This is a genomic window from Micromonospora sp. NPDC047738 (assembly GCF_040642675.1).
Taxonomy (GTDB): Bacteria; Actinomycetota; Actinomycetes; order Mycobacteriales; family Micromonosporaceae; genus Micromonospora.
The window spans coordinates 22187-37791 of sequence record NZ_JBEYSO010000013.1 but is presented as its reverse complement, the minus strand read 5'-3'; the positions used below and the strand labels follow the sequence as shown (position 1 = coordinate 37791).

General features: G+C 73.3%; 10 protein-coding genes and 1 pseudogene. 5 read left to right on the top strand and 6 right to left on the bottom strand.

Going from position 1 to position 15605, the window contains the following annotated elements:
* Window positions 1–218: 218 nt before the first annotated feature.
* Window positions 219–2186: a penicillin-binding transpeptidase domain-containing protein gene (locus tag ABZ783_RS21055; RefSeq protein ID WP_357440786.1), complete on the top strand. Its 1968-nt coding sequence runs from the start codon at window positions 219–221 to the stop codon at window positions 2184–2186.
* A 527-nt stretch (window positions 2187–2713) separates the two neighbouring features.
* Here the strand turns inward: ABZ783_RS21055 and ABZ783_RS21050 are convergent.
* The 6 genes and pseudogenes from ABZ783_RS21050 to ABZ783_RS21025 all read right to left on the bottom strand — a co-directional run.
* Window positions 2714–3622: pseudogene (locus ABZ783_RS21050) on the bottom strand (arginase family protein); the annotation flags it as partial.
* A gap of 67 nt (window positions 3623–3689) precedes the next feature.
* A complete protein-coding gene (locus ABZ783_RS21045) occupies window positions 3690–4595 on the bottom strand; it encodes a tetratricopeptide repeat protein (RefSeq protein ID WP_073835956.1) in 906 nt (301 codons plus the stop codon).
* 115 nt (window positions 4596–4710) lie between these two features.
* Window positions 4711–6399 carry a methylmalonyl-CoA mutase family protein gene (locus tag ABZ783_RS21040; RefSeq protein ID WP_357440783.1) on the bottom strand — a complete coding sequence of 563 codons (1689 nt, stop codon included), beginning with the start codon at window positions 6397–6399 and terminating at the stop codon, window positions 4711–4713.
* A 96-nt stretch (window positions 6400–6495) separates the two neighbouring features.
* The gene (locus ABZ783_RS21035) at window positions 6496–6909 is read right to left on the bottom strand and encodes an Asp23/Gls24 family envelope stress response protein (RefSeq protein ID WP_357440780.1); all 414 of its coding nucleotides are present in this window, start codon (window positions 6907–6909) and stop codon (window positions 6496–6498) included.
* Window positions 6910–6993: 84 nt separating this feature from the next.
* A complete protein-coding gene (gene meaB, locus ABZ783_RS21030) occupies window positions 6994–7929 on the bottom strand; it encodes a methylmalonyl Co-A mutase-associated GTPase MeaB (protein ID WP_357441077.1) in 936 nt (311 codons plus the stop codon).
* Between the two features lie 44 nt (window positions 7930–7973).
* Complete coding sequence (locus ABZ783_RS21025; RefSeq protein ID WP_357440778.1) at window positions 7974–9170, bottom strand: acetyl-CoA C-acetyltransferase; 1197 nt, start codon at window positions 9168–9170, stop codon at window positions 7974–7976.
* A gap of 61 nt (window positions 9171–9231) precedes the next feature.
* On the opposite strand from ABZ783_RS21025, the gene mce reads away from it, so the two are divergent.
* The 4 genes from mce to ABZ783_RS21005 all read left to right on the top strand — a co-directional run bounded on the left by mce (window position 9232) and on the right by ABZ783_RS21005 (window position 15333).
* On the top strand, window positions 9232–9702 hold the full coding sequence (gene mce, locus ABZ783_RS21020; RefSeq protein WP_357440775.1) for a methylmalonyl-CoA epimerase: 471 nt from the start codon (window positions 9232–9234) through the stop codon (window positions 9700–9702).
* 269 nt (window positions 9703–9971) lie between these two features.
* Complete coding sequence (gene ccrA / locus ABZ783_RS21015) at window positions 9972–11327, top strand: crotonyl-CoA carboxylase/reductase (protein WP_357441074.1); 1356 nt, start codon at window positions 9972–9974, stop codon at window positions 11325–11327.
* 276 nt (window positions 11328–11603) lie between these two features.
* Window positions 11604–12854 carry a DivIVA domain-containing protein gene (locus tag ABZ783_RS21010; RefSeq protein ID WP_357440772.1) on the top strand — a complete coding sequence of 417 codons (1251 nt, stop codon included), beginning with the start codon at window positions 11604–11606 and terminating at the stop codon, window positions 12852–12854.
* 166 nt (window positions 12855–13020) lie between these two features.
* Window positions 13021–15333, top strand: a complete 2313-nt coding sequence (locus ABZ783_RS21005; RefSeq protein ID WP_357440769.1) for a hypothetical protein — start codon at window positions 13021–13023, stop codon at window positions 15331–15333.
* Window positions 15334–15605: the final 272 nt, after the last annotated feature.

Genomic DNA, 15605 nt, shown 5'->3' with positions numbered 1-15605 from the left:
ACCGGTCTGCCCGTTCGTCGGCGGACCACTGGCCGGACGTCCGGATCGGGACTCTGTCCTTTCACCCGTTGCGGTTCCGTGGTCGGCCCGGTCGCGGAGTACCCGGACTGGCGATGTTCATCACACTGCCCCGCTGCGCTCTTTGCCTGCTCGCGGGGCGGTGGAGAAGGGCGCGCCGTACTAGCGTGCAGGGCAGTTTCCTACCGGAGGACTGCTGCATGCCCACGTCGTACCCCGTTCGCCACCGCCTCTCCCCTCGCCGGCCGGTCCGTGCGGCGCTGGCCGCCGCCGTGCTCGTCGGGGGCGGGTTGGTCGGCTGCTCCGGCGCGGACGGGCCGGAGCGGAGCGTCGCCGCGTTCCTGACGGGCTGGCGCTCCGGCGATCTGCAGGCGGTGGGCTTCATCGACCCCACCGGGGCGCGCGTCCCGGCCGCCGAGGTGGCCAAGGAGCTCAAGGCGCTCTCCGGCGACCTGGCCGGCACCCCGCCGGAGCTGAAGGCCGCCGGCGAGCCGAAGATCACCGCCGACATCGCCACCGCGCGGGTCCAGGTCACCTGGACGCTGCCCGGCCAGACCCGCTGGAGCTACGAGACACCGGTACGCCTCCGGCACGGCGCCGACGACCAGTGGCAGGTGATCTGGGAGCCCGCCGTGGTGCACGAGAAGCTGGAGCCGGGCGACCGGCTCGCGCTGCGCCGCGACCGCGCGGCCCGGGCCGGGGTGCTGGACGCCGCGGGCAAACCGATCGTCGCGCCCCGCCCGGTGGTCCGGGTCGGCGTGCACCCCGCCGAGGTCAAGGACGTCCCGGCGCTGGTCCGCCAGCTGGACGCCGCGTTCAAGGCGATCCGGCCCCCGCTCACCCCGCCGGTCGACCTCTCCGACCTGCCCAAGCGCATCGAGGAGGCCGACCAGGGAGCACTCGTCGAGGTGGTGACCCTGCGGGAGGAGGCGTACCGCCAGATCAAGCCCAGGATCTACGACTTGCCCGGCACGAGGTTCCCCACCGACCAGCTCGACCTGGCACCGACCCGGGAGTTCGCCCGGGCCCTGCTCGGCTCGGTCGACCCGGCGCAGGCCGACGACCTCAAGGCCCACCCCGACCGCTACGTCGCCGGTGACCTGGTCGGGCACGGCGGCCTCCAGGGCCGGTACGACGAGCGGCTGCGCGGCGTCCCCGGGCTGACCGTGGTCACCGAGCGTCCCGGGTCCGAGGGCACCACCACCCCCACCGGCATCGAGGTCTTCCGCAGCGAGCCGAAGCCGGGACAGCCGCTGAAGACGACCCTCGACGTGGCCACCCAGAACGCCGCCGACGCGGCGCTGCGCGGGCAGGCCCGGCGCTCCGCCCTGGTGGCCGTACGGATCAGCGACGGCGCCGTGCTGGCCGCCGCCAACGGCCCCGGCCCGGCCGGCGAGAACCTCGCCTTCACCGCCCAGGTGCCGCCCGGCTCGACGTTCAAAATGGTCAGCGCGCTCACCCTGCTGGACAAGGGGGCGGTGACTCCGGACGCCCGGGTGGACTGCCCCAAGACCCTGGACGTGGACGGCCGCTCGTTCAAGAACTCCGACAACTTCGAGCTGGGGTCGGTCCCGTTCACCACCGACTTCGCGAAGTCCTGCAACACCGCCTTCGCCTCCCTGGCGCCGCAGCTCGGGCCGGACGGGCTCGCGGTCACCGGCCGCGCCCTCGGCCTGGAGGCGAAGTGGGACCTCGGCGTGGACGCCTTCACCGGCAAGGTCTCGGCGAACGGCGGCCCCACCGAGCAGGCCGCCGCGGCGATCGGCCAGGGCACCACGGTGGTCAGCCCGCTCGCCATGGCGGCCGCCACCGCCGCCGTCGCGCGGGGCCACTGGGAGCAGCCGAAGCTGCTGCTCGATCCCGCCCCGCAGCAGCCCGCCCCGGCCGGCCCGGACCTGAAGCCCGAGTCGGTGGCGGCGCTGAAGACGATGATGCGCGCGGTGGTCACCAGCGGCACCGGCAGCGCCCTCGCCGGCGTCCCGGGCGGCCCGGTGTACGGCAAGACCGGCACCGCCGAATACGACAACAACCCGGCGCACACGCACGCCTGGTTCGTCGGCTGGCAGGGCGACATCGCCTTCGCGGTCTTCGTGGAGCAGGGCGGGTCGAGCACGGCCAGCGCGGTCCCGATCGCCGCGCGCTTCCTCCGCGCCCTCCCCACCCGCTGACCCGTGTCCCGCCGCCCCTCTCCCGATCAGGCAAGCGCCGGCGGAGGTCAGGCGATGTCGATGCCCGGCCGCGACGAGGCGTTGCCGGTCGACGCGGTCGGGCCGTCCTCGGCGACGGACACCCGGCGGAGCAGGCCCGGACCCGCCGACGCGGGCGGCCCGACCGGCTCGGAGGGCGCAGACTCGTCCCGTGCCGGGACGCGCCGCAGCCGGCCCGACCCCGGACCGACCTGCTCGGGCCCGTCGCCCTCGTCCGCCACCAGCTGTGGCGACAGGCCCGGCCCGGCAGTCCCGGCGGGCGGCGCCTCGTCGCTGTCCACGTCGGCGGCCAGGGAGACAGCGGGGTCGCCGTCGGCGGGCTCGCTCGGCGTCGGTGCGGGGCCGATCGGCTCCACGGCGACCGCGGGGGCCGGGGTCGTCACCGGGGAGGGCAGGACGCGGCGGTTCGCGGGACGGCCGTTGCCCGGTCGGGGGGCGGGTGCGACCGGGCCGGCTGGCAGCAGCCGCGGCGGCGCCGCGCTGGGCGCGGAGACCGGCGCGAGCCCGGCCACCACGGTGTTGACGATCTCCGCGGCGTACGACCCGTCGGGGTCGTAGTCGGGGTCGAAGACGGTCAGCTCGACCCCGAGGCAGTGCGGGGTGTCCACCAGCCCGGTGAGCAGGATCTCCAGCTCGGCGAAGGCGATCCCGCCCGGGTCGGGGGCGTCGACGGCCGGCATCACCGCCGGGTCGAGCACGTCCACGTCGATGTGCACCCAGTAGCCGGCGCAGTCCGCCAGCTGCTCGTGCGTCCACTGGGCGGTACGGGCGGCGCCCTCGGCGCGCAGCGCCGGCACCGGCCGGGTGGTGATGCCGGCGGCCTGCAGGTCGAGCCGGTACTCGTCCTGCGCCCGGATGCCGAGGACCACCACGTCGATGTCGCGGAAGTAGGGGCGTCGCCCCTCGATGGCGGCCAGGTCGGCCTGCCCCCGGCCGGTGACCAGGGCCAGGTCCTCCCCCGCCGCCGCGCCCACGTACGAGGCGTTGCCGGGGTGCCGGAAGTCGGAGTGGCCGTCGACGAAGACCAGCCCGATCCGGCCGCCGACCGCCTCGCCGAGCCGGTGCATGGCCAGCGCCGAGCCGAGCAGCACCGAGCAGTCCCCGCCGAGCACCAGCGGGAACTCCCCCCGGTCGATGATCGCGCCGATCCGGTCGGCCAGCGCCGCCGAGTACGCGGCGATCTCCGGGGCGTGGCAGACCCCGTCGCCGGGGCGCCAGTCGCCCGGGTCGTACCGGGGTGGGGTGAGGCAGCCCGCGTCGCGGGCCCGCAGCCGGGCGAGCAGGTCGTGGTCACGCAGCGCGCCCGGCGCCTTGGCGCAGCCCGGGACCGAGCTGGCCGTGGGTGGGCGCAAGCCGAGGTTGGTCGGCGCGTCGAGGACGGCGATTCGGCGCATCATGGGCTCCCGTCCTCGATGATCGGGGCGGGCCGGCCGGTACGCCGGCCCGCGCTGGCGTGCTACGTGCTCAGAACAGGGCGCTCGCCAGGGCCCGCCGGGCCGAAGCGACCGCGGGGTCTTCCGGACCGGCGATGGTGAACAGGCCGACCAGGTGCTGGCGTACCTTCTCCCGGTCGTCACCGGCGGTGCGGCGAACCAGGCCGACCAGGCGCTGGTAGGCCTGCTCGGCCAGGCCGCTGAGCACCTCGATGTCCGCGGCCAGCAGTTGGGCGTCGACGTCGTCGGGGTTGGCCTGCGCGGCGACGAGCGCGGCCTGCGGGTCGGCGCCGGCCACCCGGCGGGCCAGTCCGACCTGGGCCAGCCCCGCCTCCGCCGCCGCGTCCGCCGGGGACTCCGCGAGGATCTTCCGGTACGCCCGCTCGGCCGCGTCGAGGTCGCCGGTCATCAGCGCGTCGTCGGCCTCGGCGAGGCGCGGGTCCTCGGGCGCCTCGACGCTGACCCCGCCGGCCTTCAGCACGGCCTGGATCCACTGGCGCAGCTGGGCCTCCGGCACCACCCCGGAGAAGGCGTCGATCGGCTGCCCGCCGACGATCGCGTAGACCATCGGGATGCCCTGCACCCGGAACATCTGGGCGATCCGCGGGTTGGCGTCCACGTCCACCTTGGCGAGCACCCACGCGCCGGCGCCCTCCACCGCCAGCCGTTCCAGCACCGGGGAGAGCTGCTTGCACGGCTCGCACCACTCGGCCCAGAAGTCCACAATCACCGGGGTGGTCAGCGAGCGTTCGAGGACCTCGGACTGGAAAGTCGCCTCGGTGACGTCGATGACGCTGACCCCACCGACCGCGCCGCCGGGCGCGCCGGCGGGGGGACCGGACTTGGCTGGGGCGGGGTTGGGGGCGGTGCTGCGCAGGGCGCTGAGGTCGACCGCGCCGCGGGTGAAGATCGACGAGGTGATCCGTGGGTCGCTCATGGTTATCTAGTCTCGCACGTGTCCCGCTGAACTCAGATCAACCGCGACGGCGACAGTTGCAACTCTCACGCCAGGTGGGCGCCGGTACCGGGCGTCCCGGCACCGGCGCGGCCACTCAGAAGCGGGCGGGCTCGCGGTAGACGCCCCACTCGGCGCGCAGCGCGTCGCAGATCTCGCCGAGGGTGGCCTCGGCGCGGACCGCGTCCAGCATGGCGGGGATCATGTTCTCCCCGGTCCGGCTGACCTCGACCATGCGCTGCACGGCGGCCTTGACCGCGGCGTCGTCGCGGGCGGCCTTGCGCTCGGCGAGCACCCGACGCTGCTCCAGCTCCACCTCGTGCGAGATGCGCAGGATCTCCAGCTCCTTGGCGACGGTGCCGGTGTGGCAGTTGACGCCGACGATCTTCTTGTCGCCCTTCTCCAGCGCCTGCTGGTAGACGAAGGCCGACTCGGCGATGTGCCCGGTGAACCAGCCGTCCTCAATGCCGCGCAGGATGCCCGAGGTCATCGGGCCGATCTTGTGCGGGCCCTCGCCGCCGAGCTGCTTGATCCGGGCGAAGATCTCCTCCGCCTCGGCCTCGATCCGGTCGGTGAGCGCCTCGACGTACCAGGAGCCGCCGAGCGGGTCGGCCACGTTGGTCACCCCGGTCTCCTCCATCAGCACCTGCTGGGTACGCAGGGCGATCTCGGCCGACTCGTCGGTGGGCAGGGCCAGGGTCTCGTCGAGGGCGTTGGTGTGCAGCGAGTTGGTGCCGCCGAGCACCGCCGCGAGGGCCTCCACCGCGGTACGCACCACGTTGTTGACCGGCTGCTGAGCGGTCAGCGACACCCCGGCGGTCTGGGTGTGGAACTTCAGCCAGAGTGCCTTCTCGCTGGTGGCGCCGTAGACGTCGCGCAGCCAGCGGGCCCAGATCCGGCGGGCGGCCCGGAACTTGGCGATCTCCTCGAAGAAGTCCACGTGGGAGTCGAAGAAGAAGCTCAGCCCCGGCGCGAAGACGTTGACGTCCAGCCCGCGGGAGAGCCCCAGCTCGACGTAGCCGAACCCGTCGGCCAGGGTGTACGCCAGCTCCTGCGCGGCGGTCGCGCCGGCCTCGCGGATGTGGTAGCCGGAGACCGACAGCGGCTTGTACTTCGGGATCTCCCGGGCGCAGTACTCCATCAGGTCGCCGATCAGGCGCAGGTGCGGCTCCGGGTCGAAGAGCCACTCCTTCTGCGCGATGTACTCCTTGAAGATGTCCGTCTGGAGCGTGCCGTCCAGCCGGGACAGGTCGGCGCCCTGCCGCTCGGCGGCGACCAGGTACATGCAGAAGACCGGCACGGCCGGGCCGGAGATGGTCATCGAGGTGGTCACGCCGGCCAGGTCGATGCCGTTGAACAGCACCTCCATGTCGGCGGCCGAGTCGATGGCCACGCCGCAGTGGCCGACCTCACCGAGCGACTGCGGGTCGTCGGAGTCGCGGCCCATCAGCGTCGGCATGTCGAAGGCGACGGAGAGCCCACCGCCGCCGGCGCCGAGGATCATCTGGTAGCGCTCGTTGGTCTGCTGGGCGTTGCCGAAGCCGGCGAACTGTCGGATGGTCCAGGTCCGCCCGCGGTAGCCGGTCGGGTAGAGCCCCCGGGTGTAGGGGAACTCGCCCGGCCAGCCGATCCGCTCGAATCCGGGGTAGGGCACGCCCTCCGGCGGGCCGTACACCGGGTCCACGGTCATGCCGGAGAGCGTGGTGAAGTCCGCGTCCCGCTTGCGGGCGGCGTCGTAGCGGGCCTGCCAGCGGGCCCGACCGGCGGCGATCTCGTCGGCGTCCATGCGCGGAGCTCCTCCTCGAGTCCTCGACTGAAGACCGAGTGTAGAACGGTGGCCTGAACGATCGCTAAGGATCTGGGTACCGGCCGGTAACCTGGCTCAGGCCGAGGGTGCCGCGGGGCCGCCCAGGGCCACGTCGTCGACCCGGATGTTGATCTCGTCGACCCGCAGCCCGTACGCCTCCACCGCCGAGGTCACCGCCGAGCGGACCGCGTCGGTCACCTCGGGGACCGGCCGGCCGCCGTCGATCACGATGACCAGGTTGACCAGCGCCGCGCCGTTGGTGACGTGCGCCGAGCAACCCCGCCGCGCGTCGCCGACCTGGTCCAGCCCGACCCGGTCCAGCACGGCGTTGAAGAACCGCGCCACGTCGCCACCGAGCTCGGCCACCCCGGGCACGGACTTCGCGGCGGCCACCGCGATCTTCTCCACCACCTCGTCGGAGACGTGCGTCGCGCCGCCCGCCACCGCGTCCGGCGTCACCGACAGCTCCTGGGTCGCCTCGTCAGCCATGCTCCACCCGCCCCCTCGTCCAACCCCACGACCGCCATGAGGCGGTGCGAGCGTACTAGTTGGGCCGGGTCCGCAGTGGACCGCTCAGGCCCCCAGCTGGGCCAGCAAATCGGCGGCGGCGGCGTACGGGTCGATCGCGCCCTCGGCCACCTTGGCGGCGAGCGTCGGCAGTTGCGTACCGTCGCGCAGCGAACCGATCCGGGCCCGGAGGGTGCCGAGCGCGATCGCCTCGATCTCGGCGGCGGCCCGCGCCTCCCGGCGGCGGCGCAGCTCGCCGTGCCGCTCCAGCCAGTCCCGGTGCTTGTCGATCGCGGCGGCGATGTCGTCGATCCCCTCGCCACGCGCGGCGATCGCCCGGACCACCTGCGGCCGCCACTCCCCCGGCCCGCGCTCGCCCAGCGCGATCATGCCCTGGATGTCGCGGACGGTGGCGTCGGCGCCGTCCCGGTCGGCCTTGTTGACCACGAAGACGTCGGCGATCTCCAGGATGCCGGCCTTGACCGCCTGGATGGCGTCGCCCATGCCCGGGGCGAGCAGCACCAGCGTGGTGTCGGCCAGCGAGGCCACCTCGACCTCGGCCTGCCCGACGCCCACCGTCTCCACCAGCACCACGTCGCAGCCGGCGCCCTCCAACACCCGGACCGCCTGCGGCGTCGCCGCGGAGAGCCCGCCGAGGTGCCCCCGGCTGGACATCGAGCGGATGTAGACGCCGGGGTCGGTGGCGTGGTCCTGCATCCGGACCCGGTCGCCGAGGATCGCCCCGCCGGTGAACGGGCTGGACGGGTCGATGGCCAGCACCCCGACCCGGTGACCGCGCGCCCGCAGCGCCCGGACCAGCTCGTTGGTCGTGGTCGACTTGCCCACCCCGGGCGACCCGGTCAGCCCGACCACCTGGGCGTGCCCGGCGTACGGCGCGAGGGCCGCCGCGACCTGCGGCAGCACCTCGTCGCCGGACTCGACCAGGGTGATCAGCCGGGCCACCGCGCGGGGGTCACCCGTGCGGGCCCGCTCCACCAGCATCGGTACGTCCCGGCTGCGGCGCACCGATGGCTCACTCCTCACGCTCACCGGTCAGCGGCACCCGAGGGCACGTGGATGATCAGCGCGTCGCCCTGGCCGCCGCCGCCGCAGAGCGCGGCCGCGCCGGTGCCGCCGCCCCGGCGCTTGAGCTCCAGCGCCAGGGTGAGCACCAGCCGGGCGCCGGACATGCCGATCGGGTGGCCGAGCGCGATGGCACCGCCGTTGACGTTGACCTTCTCCGGGCTGACGGCCAGGTCCCGGGTGGACTGGATGCCGACCGCGGCGAACGCCTCGTTGATCTCGATGAGGTCGAGGTCGGAGACGGTCAGGCCGGCCTTCTTCAGGGCGTGGTTGATGGCGTTGGACGGCTGCGAGTGCAGGGAGTTGTCCGGGCCGGCCACGTTGCCGTGCGCGCCGATCTCGGCCAGCCAGGTCAGCCCCAGCTCCCTGGCCTTGGCCTTGCTCATCACCACCACGGCGGCGGCGCCGTCGGAGATCGGCGAGGAGCTGCCGGCGGTGATGGTGCCGTCGGAGGTGAACGCCGGGCGCAGCTTGGCCAGCGACTCGGCCGTGGTGTCCGGACGGATGCCCTCGTCCTCGCTGATCACCAGCGGGTCGCCCTTGCGCTGCGGGATGACCACCGGGGTGATCTCCTCGGCGAAGTTGCCGTTCTTCTGGGCGGCCGCGGCGCGCTGGTGGCTGGCCGCCGCGAAGGCGTCCTGCTCCGCGCGGGTGATGCCGTGCTTCGCCCCGAGCCGCTCGGTCGACTCGCCCATCGAGCAGCAGTCCCAGGCGTCGGTGAGGCCGTCCAGGGCCATGTGGTCCTTGATCGTGACGTCGCCGTACTTGTAGCCGCTGCGCTGGCCGAGCAGCAGGTGCGGGGCGTTGGTCATCGACTCCATGCCGCCGGCCACCACGATGTCGAACTCGCCGGCCCGGATGAGCTGGTCGGCCAGCGCGATGGCGTCCAGGCCGGAGAGGCAGACCTTGTTGATGGTCAGCGCCGGGGTGGTCATCGGGATGCCCGCCTCGACGGCCGCCTGGCGGGCCGGGATCTGACCCGCGCCGGCCTGGAGCACCTGCCCCATGATCACGTACTGCACCTGGTCGGGGGTCACGCCGGCGCGCTCCAGCGCCGACTTGATCGCGATGCCACCGAGCTTCGTCGCCGGGAGATCCTTGAGGTTGCCCAGCAGGCGCCCCATCGGGGTCCGCGCGCCGCTGACGATCACCGAAGCCATGCCTGCCTCCGAGGGGGTGCCGACCTGTACGCCTTAACGATTGTTCGGTCAGACTAGCGCCATGGCTGAGAACTCCCCCGTCGAGCCCGCTGCCGACTATGTCACAGACATCGGCCTGCGCCGCATCGACCACGTCGGGATCGCCGTGGCGGACCTGGACGCCGCGATCGACTTCTACCAGCGCACCTTCGGGATGCGCTGCGTGCACACCGAGACGAACGCCGAGCAGGGCGTACGCGAGGCGATGCTGGCCGTCGGGCCGACCACCGAGGGTGGCTGCGTGCAGCTGCTCGCCCCGCTGTCGCCGGAGTCGACGATCGCGAAGTTCCTGGACCGCAACGGGCCGGGCGTGCAGCAGGTCGCGTACACGGTGACCAACATCGACGCGGCCTGCGCGGCGCTGCGCGAGCGGGGCGTACGGCTGCTCTACGAGACCCCGAAGCGGGGCACCGCCGACTCCCGGATCAACTTCGTGCATCCGAAGGACGCCGGCGGCGTGCTGGTCGAGCTGGTCGAGCCGGCCACCCGGTGAGCCGCCGGGGAGGGCCGAGCGGCCCTCCCCACCCGCGGAAACGCGCGGCGGTGCGCGGTTCAGCGGTCCCACGGACGCCTCCACGCATCGGCGGATGCAGTTTTTCACAGGAGACTTCCGGCCCTAGCTACCGTTCAGTAACGTCCGGCCCCACAGGAGTGCGACCGGTGCCGGATGTGTCGATTGCCGACATGGCGGACCCGTCGCACCGGCGCCGACGATGGCAGCACCCCTGCCCCGGTGTGGGTGCGGACGAACGGGAGGTCACCGTGCACGACATCCTCGATGCGATCATGGCGGCGGAGGGCTCCGCGCAGCCGGAGCGGGAACTCGCCGGCCTCGCCGGCCTGCCGGTACCGGAGAGCTACCGGGGCGTGGTCGTCCGCGCCGAGGACACCCGGATGTTCGACGGCATGGCCACCCGGGACAAGGACCCGCGCAAGGCGCTGCACCTCCAGGAGGTGCCCACCCCGGAGCTCGGCCCGGGTGAGGCGCTGGTCGCGGTGATGGCCAGCGCGATCAACTACAACACGGTCTGGACCAGCATCTTCGAGCCGCTGCCCACCTTCAGGTTCCTCCAGCGCTACGGCCGGGTCTCCGATCTGGCCCGCCGGCACGACCTGCCCTACCACGTGGTGGGGTCGGACGCGGCCGGCGTGGTGCTGCGGACCGGGCCCGGGGTGACCCGGTGGAAGGTCGGCGACGAGGTGGTCGCGCACTGCCTCTCGGTGGAACTGGAGGACGCGGCCGGCCACGACGACACCATGCTCGACCCGCAGCAGCGGATCTGGGGCTTCGAGACCAACTTCGGTGGCCTGGCCGAGCTGGCCGTGGTCAAGGCCAACCAGCTCATGCCGAAACCGCGCCACCTGAGCTGGGAGGAGGCGGCCAGCCCCGGCCTGGTCAACTCCACCGCGTACCGGCAGCTCGTCTCCCACCACGGGGCGAACATGAAGCAGGGCGACGTGGTGCTGATCTGGGGCGCCTCCGGCGGCCTGGGCAGCTACGCCACCCAGATGGCGCTGGGCGGCGGGGCGATCCCGGTCTGCGTGGTCTCCTCGCCGGAAAAGGCCGAGCTGTGCCGGCGGATGGGCGCCGAGCTGGTCATCGACCGGGCCGCGGAGGGCTTCCGGTTCTGGCGCGACGAGGAGACCCAGGACCCGGACGAGTGGCGCCGCTTCGGCGAGCGGATCCGCGAACTGACCGGCGGCGAGGACCCGGACATCGTCTTCGAGCACCCCGGCCGGGAGACCTTCGGCGCCAGCGTCTACGTCGCCAAGCGCGGCGGCACCATCGTCACCTGCGCCTCCACCAGTGGCTACCAGCACCAGTACGACAACCGCTACCTCTGGATGCACCTCAAGCGGATCGTCGGCAGCCACTTCGCCAACTACCACGAGGCCTGGCAGGCCAACCGGCTTGTCGCGCTCGGCAAGGTCCACCCGACGGTCTCGCGGACCTACCCGTTGGCGCAGACCGGCCAGGCCGCGTACGAGGTGCACCGCAACGCACACCAGGGCAAGGTGGGTGTGCGCTGCCTCGCCCCGACCGACGGCCTCGGTGTCCGGGACACCGAGCTGCGCGACCGGCACGAAACGGCGATCAACCGGTTCCGCGGGCACTGACCCGTCCGGGTGGTCCCGGCACCATCCGCATGGTGGCGGCATTGCGCTTTCCATTGCGCGGCGCGCGATTCGGCGATGCTCGACAAAGGGCCGCGGGCCACCGACCCACGGCCCTTTCCGCGCGCGCCTCGCGTCCCGCCCGGCGCGCCTGGGACCTGCCAAGATCGCCGGTTCGGTCCGGTCCCAACCGGCTCCCGAAGTTGACCATGTAAACAGGACACGAAAGCTGCGGACCGCTCTTGCGAAGCACCCTGGGGCGTCTGCCAGTATGTCCCAATGCCCCAGCAGCAGTCCTCCCCTCTTGCGTTCTTCGATAACGCGAACACGCAGCCAGATTTCACCGTTGGCCTGCGCGGATACAACACCAACCAGGTCGACGACTTCATCGGCCGGTTGAGCGCCGCGCTGAGCCAGTCCGAGCAGGCCCGGGCCGAGGCCGAGCAGCGGATGAACGACGCCCAGCGTCGGCTCCGCCAGGCCGAGCAGCGCCAGGGCGCGTTGGAGCAGAAGCTCGCCGACACCAACAAGCAGCTCGAGGAGAACAGCCGGCCGACCCTCTCCGGCCTGGGCACCCGCGTCGAGCAGATCCTCCGGCTGGCCGAGGAGCAGGCCAACGACCACCGCAACGAGGCGAAGCGCGAGTCGGAGGGCATCCTCTCCGCGGCCCGCCTCGAGGCGCGCGAGATCACCGACAAGGCACGCGCCGAGGCGGCCGCCATGAAGGCCACCGCCGAGCGGGAGGCCGGCAGCGTGCGTACCGCCGCCGAGCGGGAGGCCGCCGAGGTCCGGGTGCAGGCCCGCCGCGAGGCGGACACCTTGCGCGCCGACGCCGAGCGGGAGACCAAGCAGCTGCGTACGGTCACCGCCCACGAGGTGGCCGAGCTGAAGTCCACCGTCGAGCGTGAGGTCGCCACCCTGCGCGCCACCGCCGAGCGGGAGATCACCCAGCAGCGGGCCAAGGCCGCTCGGGAGGCCGAGGAGAAGCGCGCCGAGGCGACCAAGCTGCTGACCGACGCGCGGGACAAGCGCGACAAGGACCTCCAGGCCCTGGAGCTCCAGCTCGCCGAGCGGCGGGAGAAGGCCGAGCGCGAGGAGTCCGAGCGGCACGCCGCCCAGGTCGCGCAGACCCAGAAGCTGGTCAGCGAGGCCGAGCAGCGGGCCCGGGCCGCCCAGGAGCGGGCCAAGGAGATCGAGCAGCGGGCCGAGGCCCGCCGGGTCGAGTCCGAGCGCACCGCCAACGAGACGGTGGACAAGGCCAAGGCGCTGGCCGACAAGACCCTCAACGAGGCGAAGGCCGAGGCGCAGCGCCTGCTCAGCGAGGCCCGTACCGAGGCGGAACTGACCACCCAGGCGGCCCGCCGCGAGGTCGAGGACCTCACCCGGCAGAAGGACGCCGTCACCTCGCAGCTCGGGCAGATGCTCTCCGGCCTCGCCGGCATCGTGCCTGGCGTGCCGGGCGGCGGCGCCAAGCCGGCGGCCAAGTCCGGTGACGCCGAGGAGAAGGTGACCGCCGAGTCGGCCAGCTGAGACACCCGCACCGGGGCATGAGCCACGGCGCGGGGTGACACCGGGTAACCGGTGTCACCCCGCGCCGTCATGCATTTCCCGCCCGTTTCGACCTGTCAGTGAAGTAGGTCCCAGCAGGGGCGTCCGTATCGCCCCAGCAGAGCCGGATGCGTGTGAGGATGGGAGCATGTCGCACGGCGAGGAACTGTTCGCTCTCGGCGGGGACGTGACCACGGAGCCCAGCTTCGAGTCCGCGCTGCGGGGGTACGACAAACGACAGGTCGACCGATACGTCGCTCGTGCGGAGCACGAGATCACGGCGCTGACGGCCGAGCGGGAGCAGGCGTACACCCAGATCCACAAGCTGGCCGGCCAGGTCGAGGTGCTGCAACGCGACCTCGCCCAGGTGCGCAAGCAGGTGGGCGTGGTGGACCGGGCCTCGTTCCGGCACCTCGGTCCCCGGGTCGAGCAGATCCTCCTGATGGCCGAGGAGCAGGCGGACGAGATCGTCGCCGCGGCCAACGAGGAGATCGAGGCCCGTCGTGCGGCCGCCGAGCACATCATCGAGGAGGCCCGCGAGCAGTCCGCCCAGGCCCTCAAGGACTTCGAGATCGCCCTCGCCGCCCGGCGGGCCGAGGAGGAGCGACTCACCGCCGCTCGCAAGGCCGAGGCGGAGGCCACCCTCACGGCGGCCAAGCAAGAGGCCACCAAGCTCCGCAAGGACGCCACCGAGGAGACCACCAAGCTTCGCAAGGACGCCGCCGAGGAGACCACCAAGCTCCGTCGGGACGCGAACGACGAGGCCACCAGGCTGCGCCGGACGGCTCAGACGGCGCTGGCCACGGCGCAGCAGGAGGCGACCCAGCTCCGGGACACCGCCAAGGAGATCCACAGCCGCGCCCAGCAGGAGGCCGCCCGACTGCGCGAGGCCGCCAAGGAGGCGCTGGCCAAGGCCCAGCAGGAGGCGACCCAGCTCCGCGAGGCGGCCAAGGAGGTGCACGGCAAGGCGCAGCAGGAGGCCAAGCGCCTCACCGAATCCGCGGCCGAGGCCGGCCGGGCCACCCACGCCAAGGCGCTCGCCGAGGCCAAGAAGATCGTCGAAGACGCGGAGGAGGCGGCGAAGGCCACCCGGGGCCAGGCCCGCACCGAGGCCAGCCGGCTCACCGCCGAGGCTGCCGAGGCCGGCAAGCGCAACCGCGCCGAGGTCGACGCGTACGTCCAGCGGATGCGCACCGAGACCGAGGCGTACGTCCAGCAGGCCCGCGCCCAGACGCAGCAGGAGCTGGGCGCCTGGCGGGCCGGGGTGGAGAAGGAGGTCAACGCCAGGCGGGACGCGGCCGACAAGCAGTTCGCCCAGCGCCGCGCGACCGCCGAGCAGGAGTACGCCAAGCGCCGCGACGAGCTCGACAAGCAGCACAAGAAGCGGCAGGACGAGCTGGAGAAGGCGTACGCCACCCGCCGCCAGGAGATCGAGCAGGGTGCCACCAAGATCCGAAAGGCGGCCGAGCAGGACGCGCTCAACATGCGCCGGCAGGCCGAGGAGGAGGGTGCCGAGCTGTTGCGCCGGGCCGAGGTCGACGCCGCCGACAAGCGCCGCAAGGCCGACGAGCACGTCGCCGCCTCGCGCCGCCAGTTCGAGGAGTATGCGGCCACCACCCAGCAGCACCTGGCCACCACCCAGCAGCACCTCGCCGCCACCCAGCAGGAGGTGGCCGCCGGCCGGCAGCAGCTCGCCCAGGTGATGCTGGAGATCGCCCACGCCCAACAGGAGCTGGCGGACCTGCGGACGGAGACGTGGAAGTCCCGCCAGGAGTCCGACGACCTCCAGCGCAAGCTCGCCGAGCTGCGGTTGTCGGCGAGCAGCGCCGGCCTGGCCACCACCCCGGTGGACCCGGACGAGCTGGCCGCGACGCCCGGGGGTGACTCCGGCGCGGCCGCGCCGACGGCCGGTCCGGACACCACGCCGGTCACCGGCAAGGGCACCCCGCCGGGGGCCAGCAAGGCCACCACTCCGGCGGCCGGCAAGGGCACCACGCCGACGGCCGGCAAGGAGACCGCGCCGGTGACCTCCGGGAAGGACACGACGCCGGTGGCCGGCAAGGAAATGACGCCCGACACGGTCACGGCGCCAGCCACCGGCAAGGACACCGCGCCGGTCAGCGCGAAGAGCACCGCGACGGTCTCCCCCGAGGGCGCCGATTCCGCGCCGGCGGCGACCGGGGAGCCGGCGACGGCCCCGGAGCCGGCGACGGCCCCGGAGCCGGCGACGGACGGCAGCCCGGCCCGCCCGGTCGCCGAACCGGTGACCACCGTGGACGGAGGCGCCGCCACCGCTGGCGTGGAGGGCGAGCCGACCGTGGCCGCCGTACCCGGCGAGGGCGGCCGGGGCGCCACTCCCACGAAGATCACCAGCACTGGCGAGAACGGCAAGCGCCCGACCAAGCCCACCACCGACGAGCGAAGCGCCAAGCCGAGCGCCGTGAAGGTCGAGTCCGACTGACGCAGGCGACATCCCGCCGAACGGCACGCCCGCCAGGTCGGCGCCCTTGCCGCGGGTAGCCCGCCGGGGCGCCACAGTTCGGCGACCTCGCGGTATCCAACCCGCCCGGACCCCGCCGGATCGGCGACGTGGTCACGGCCCCACGCCCGGCATCCGCCCGATCAGCCGCACCGCCGCCGCCGTCACGCCCGGCACCGCCGGCCTGGCGGCCGACTGGCCGCGGCGGTGGCCGACGGTGGCCGGACCGTTGCCACTGGGACGCTATGGACCTG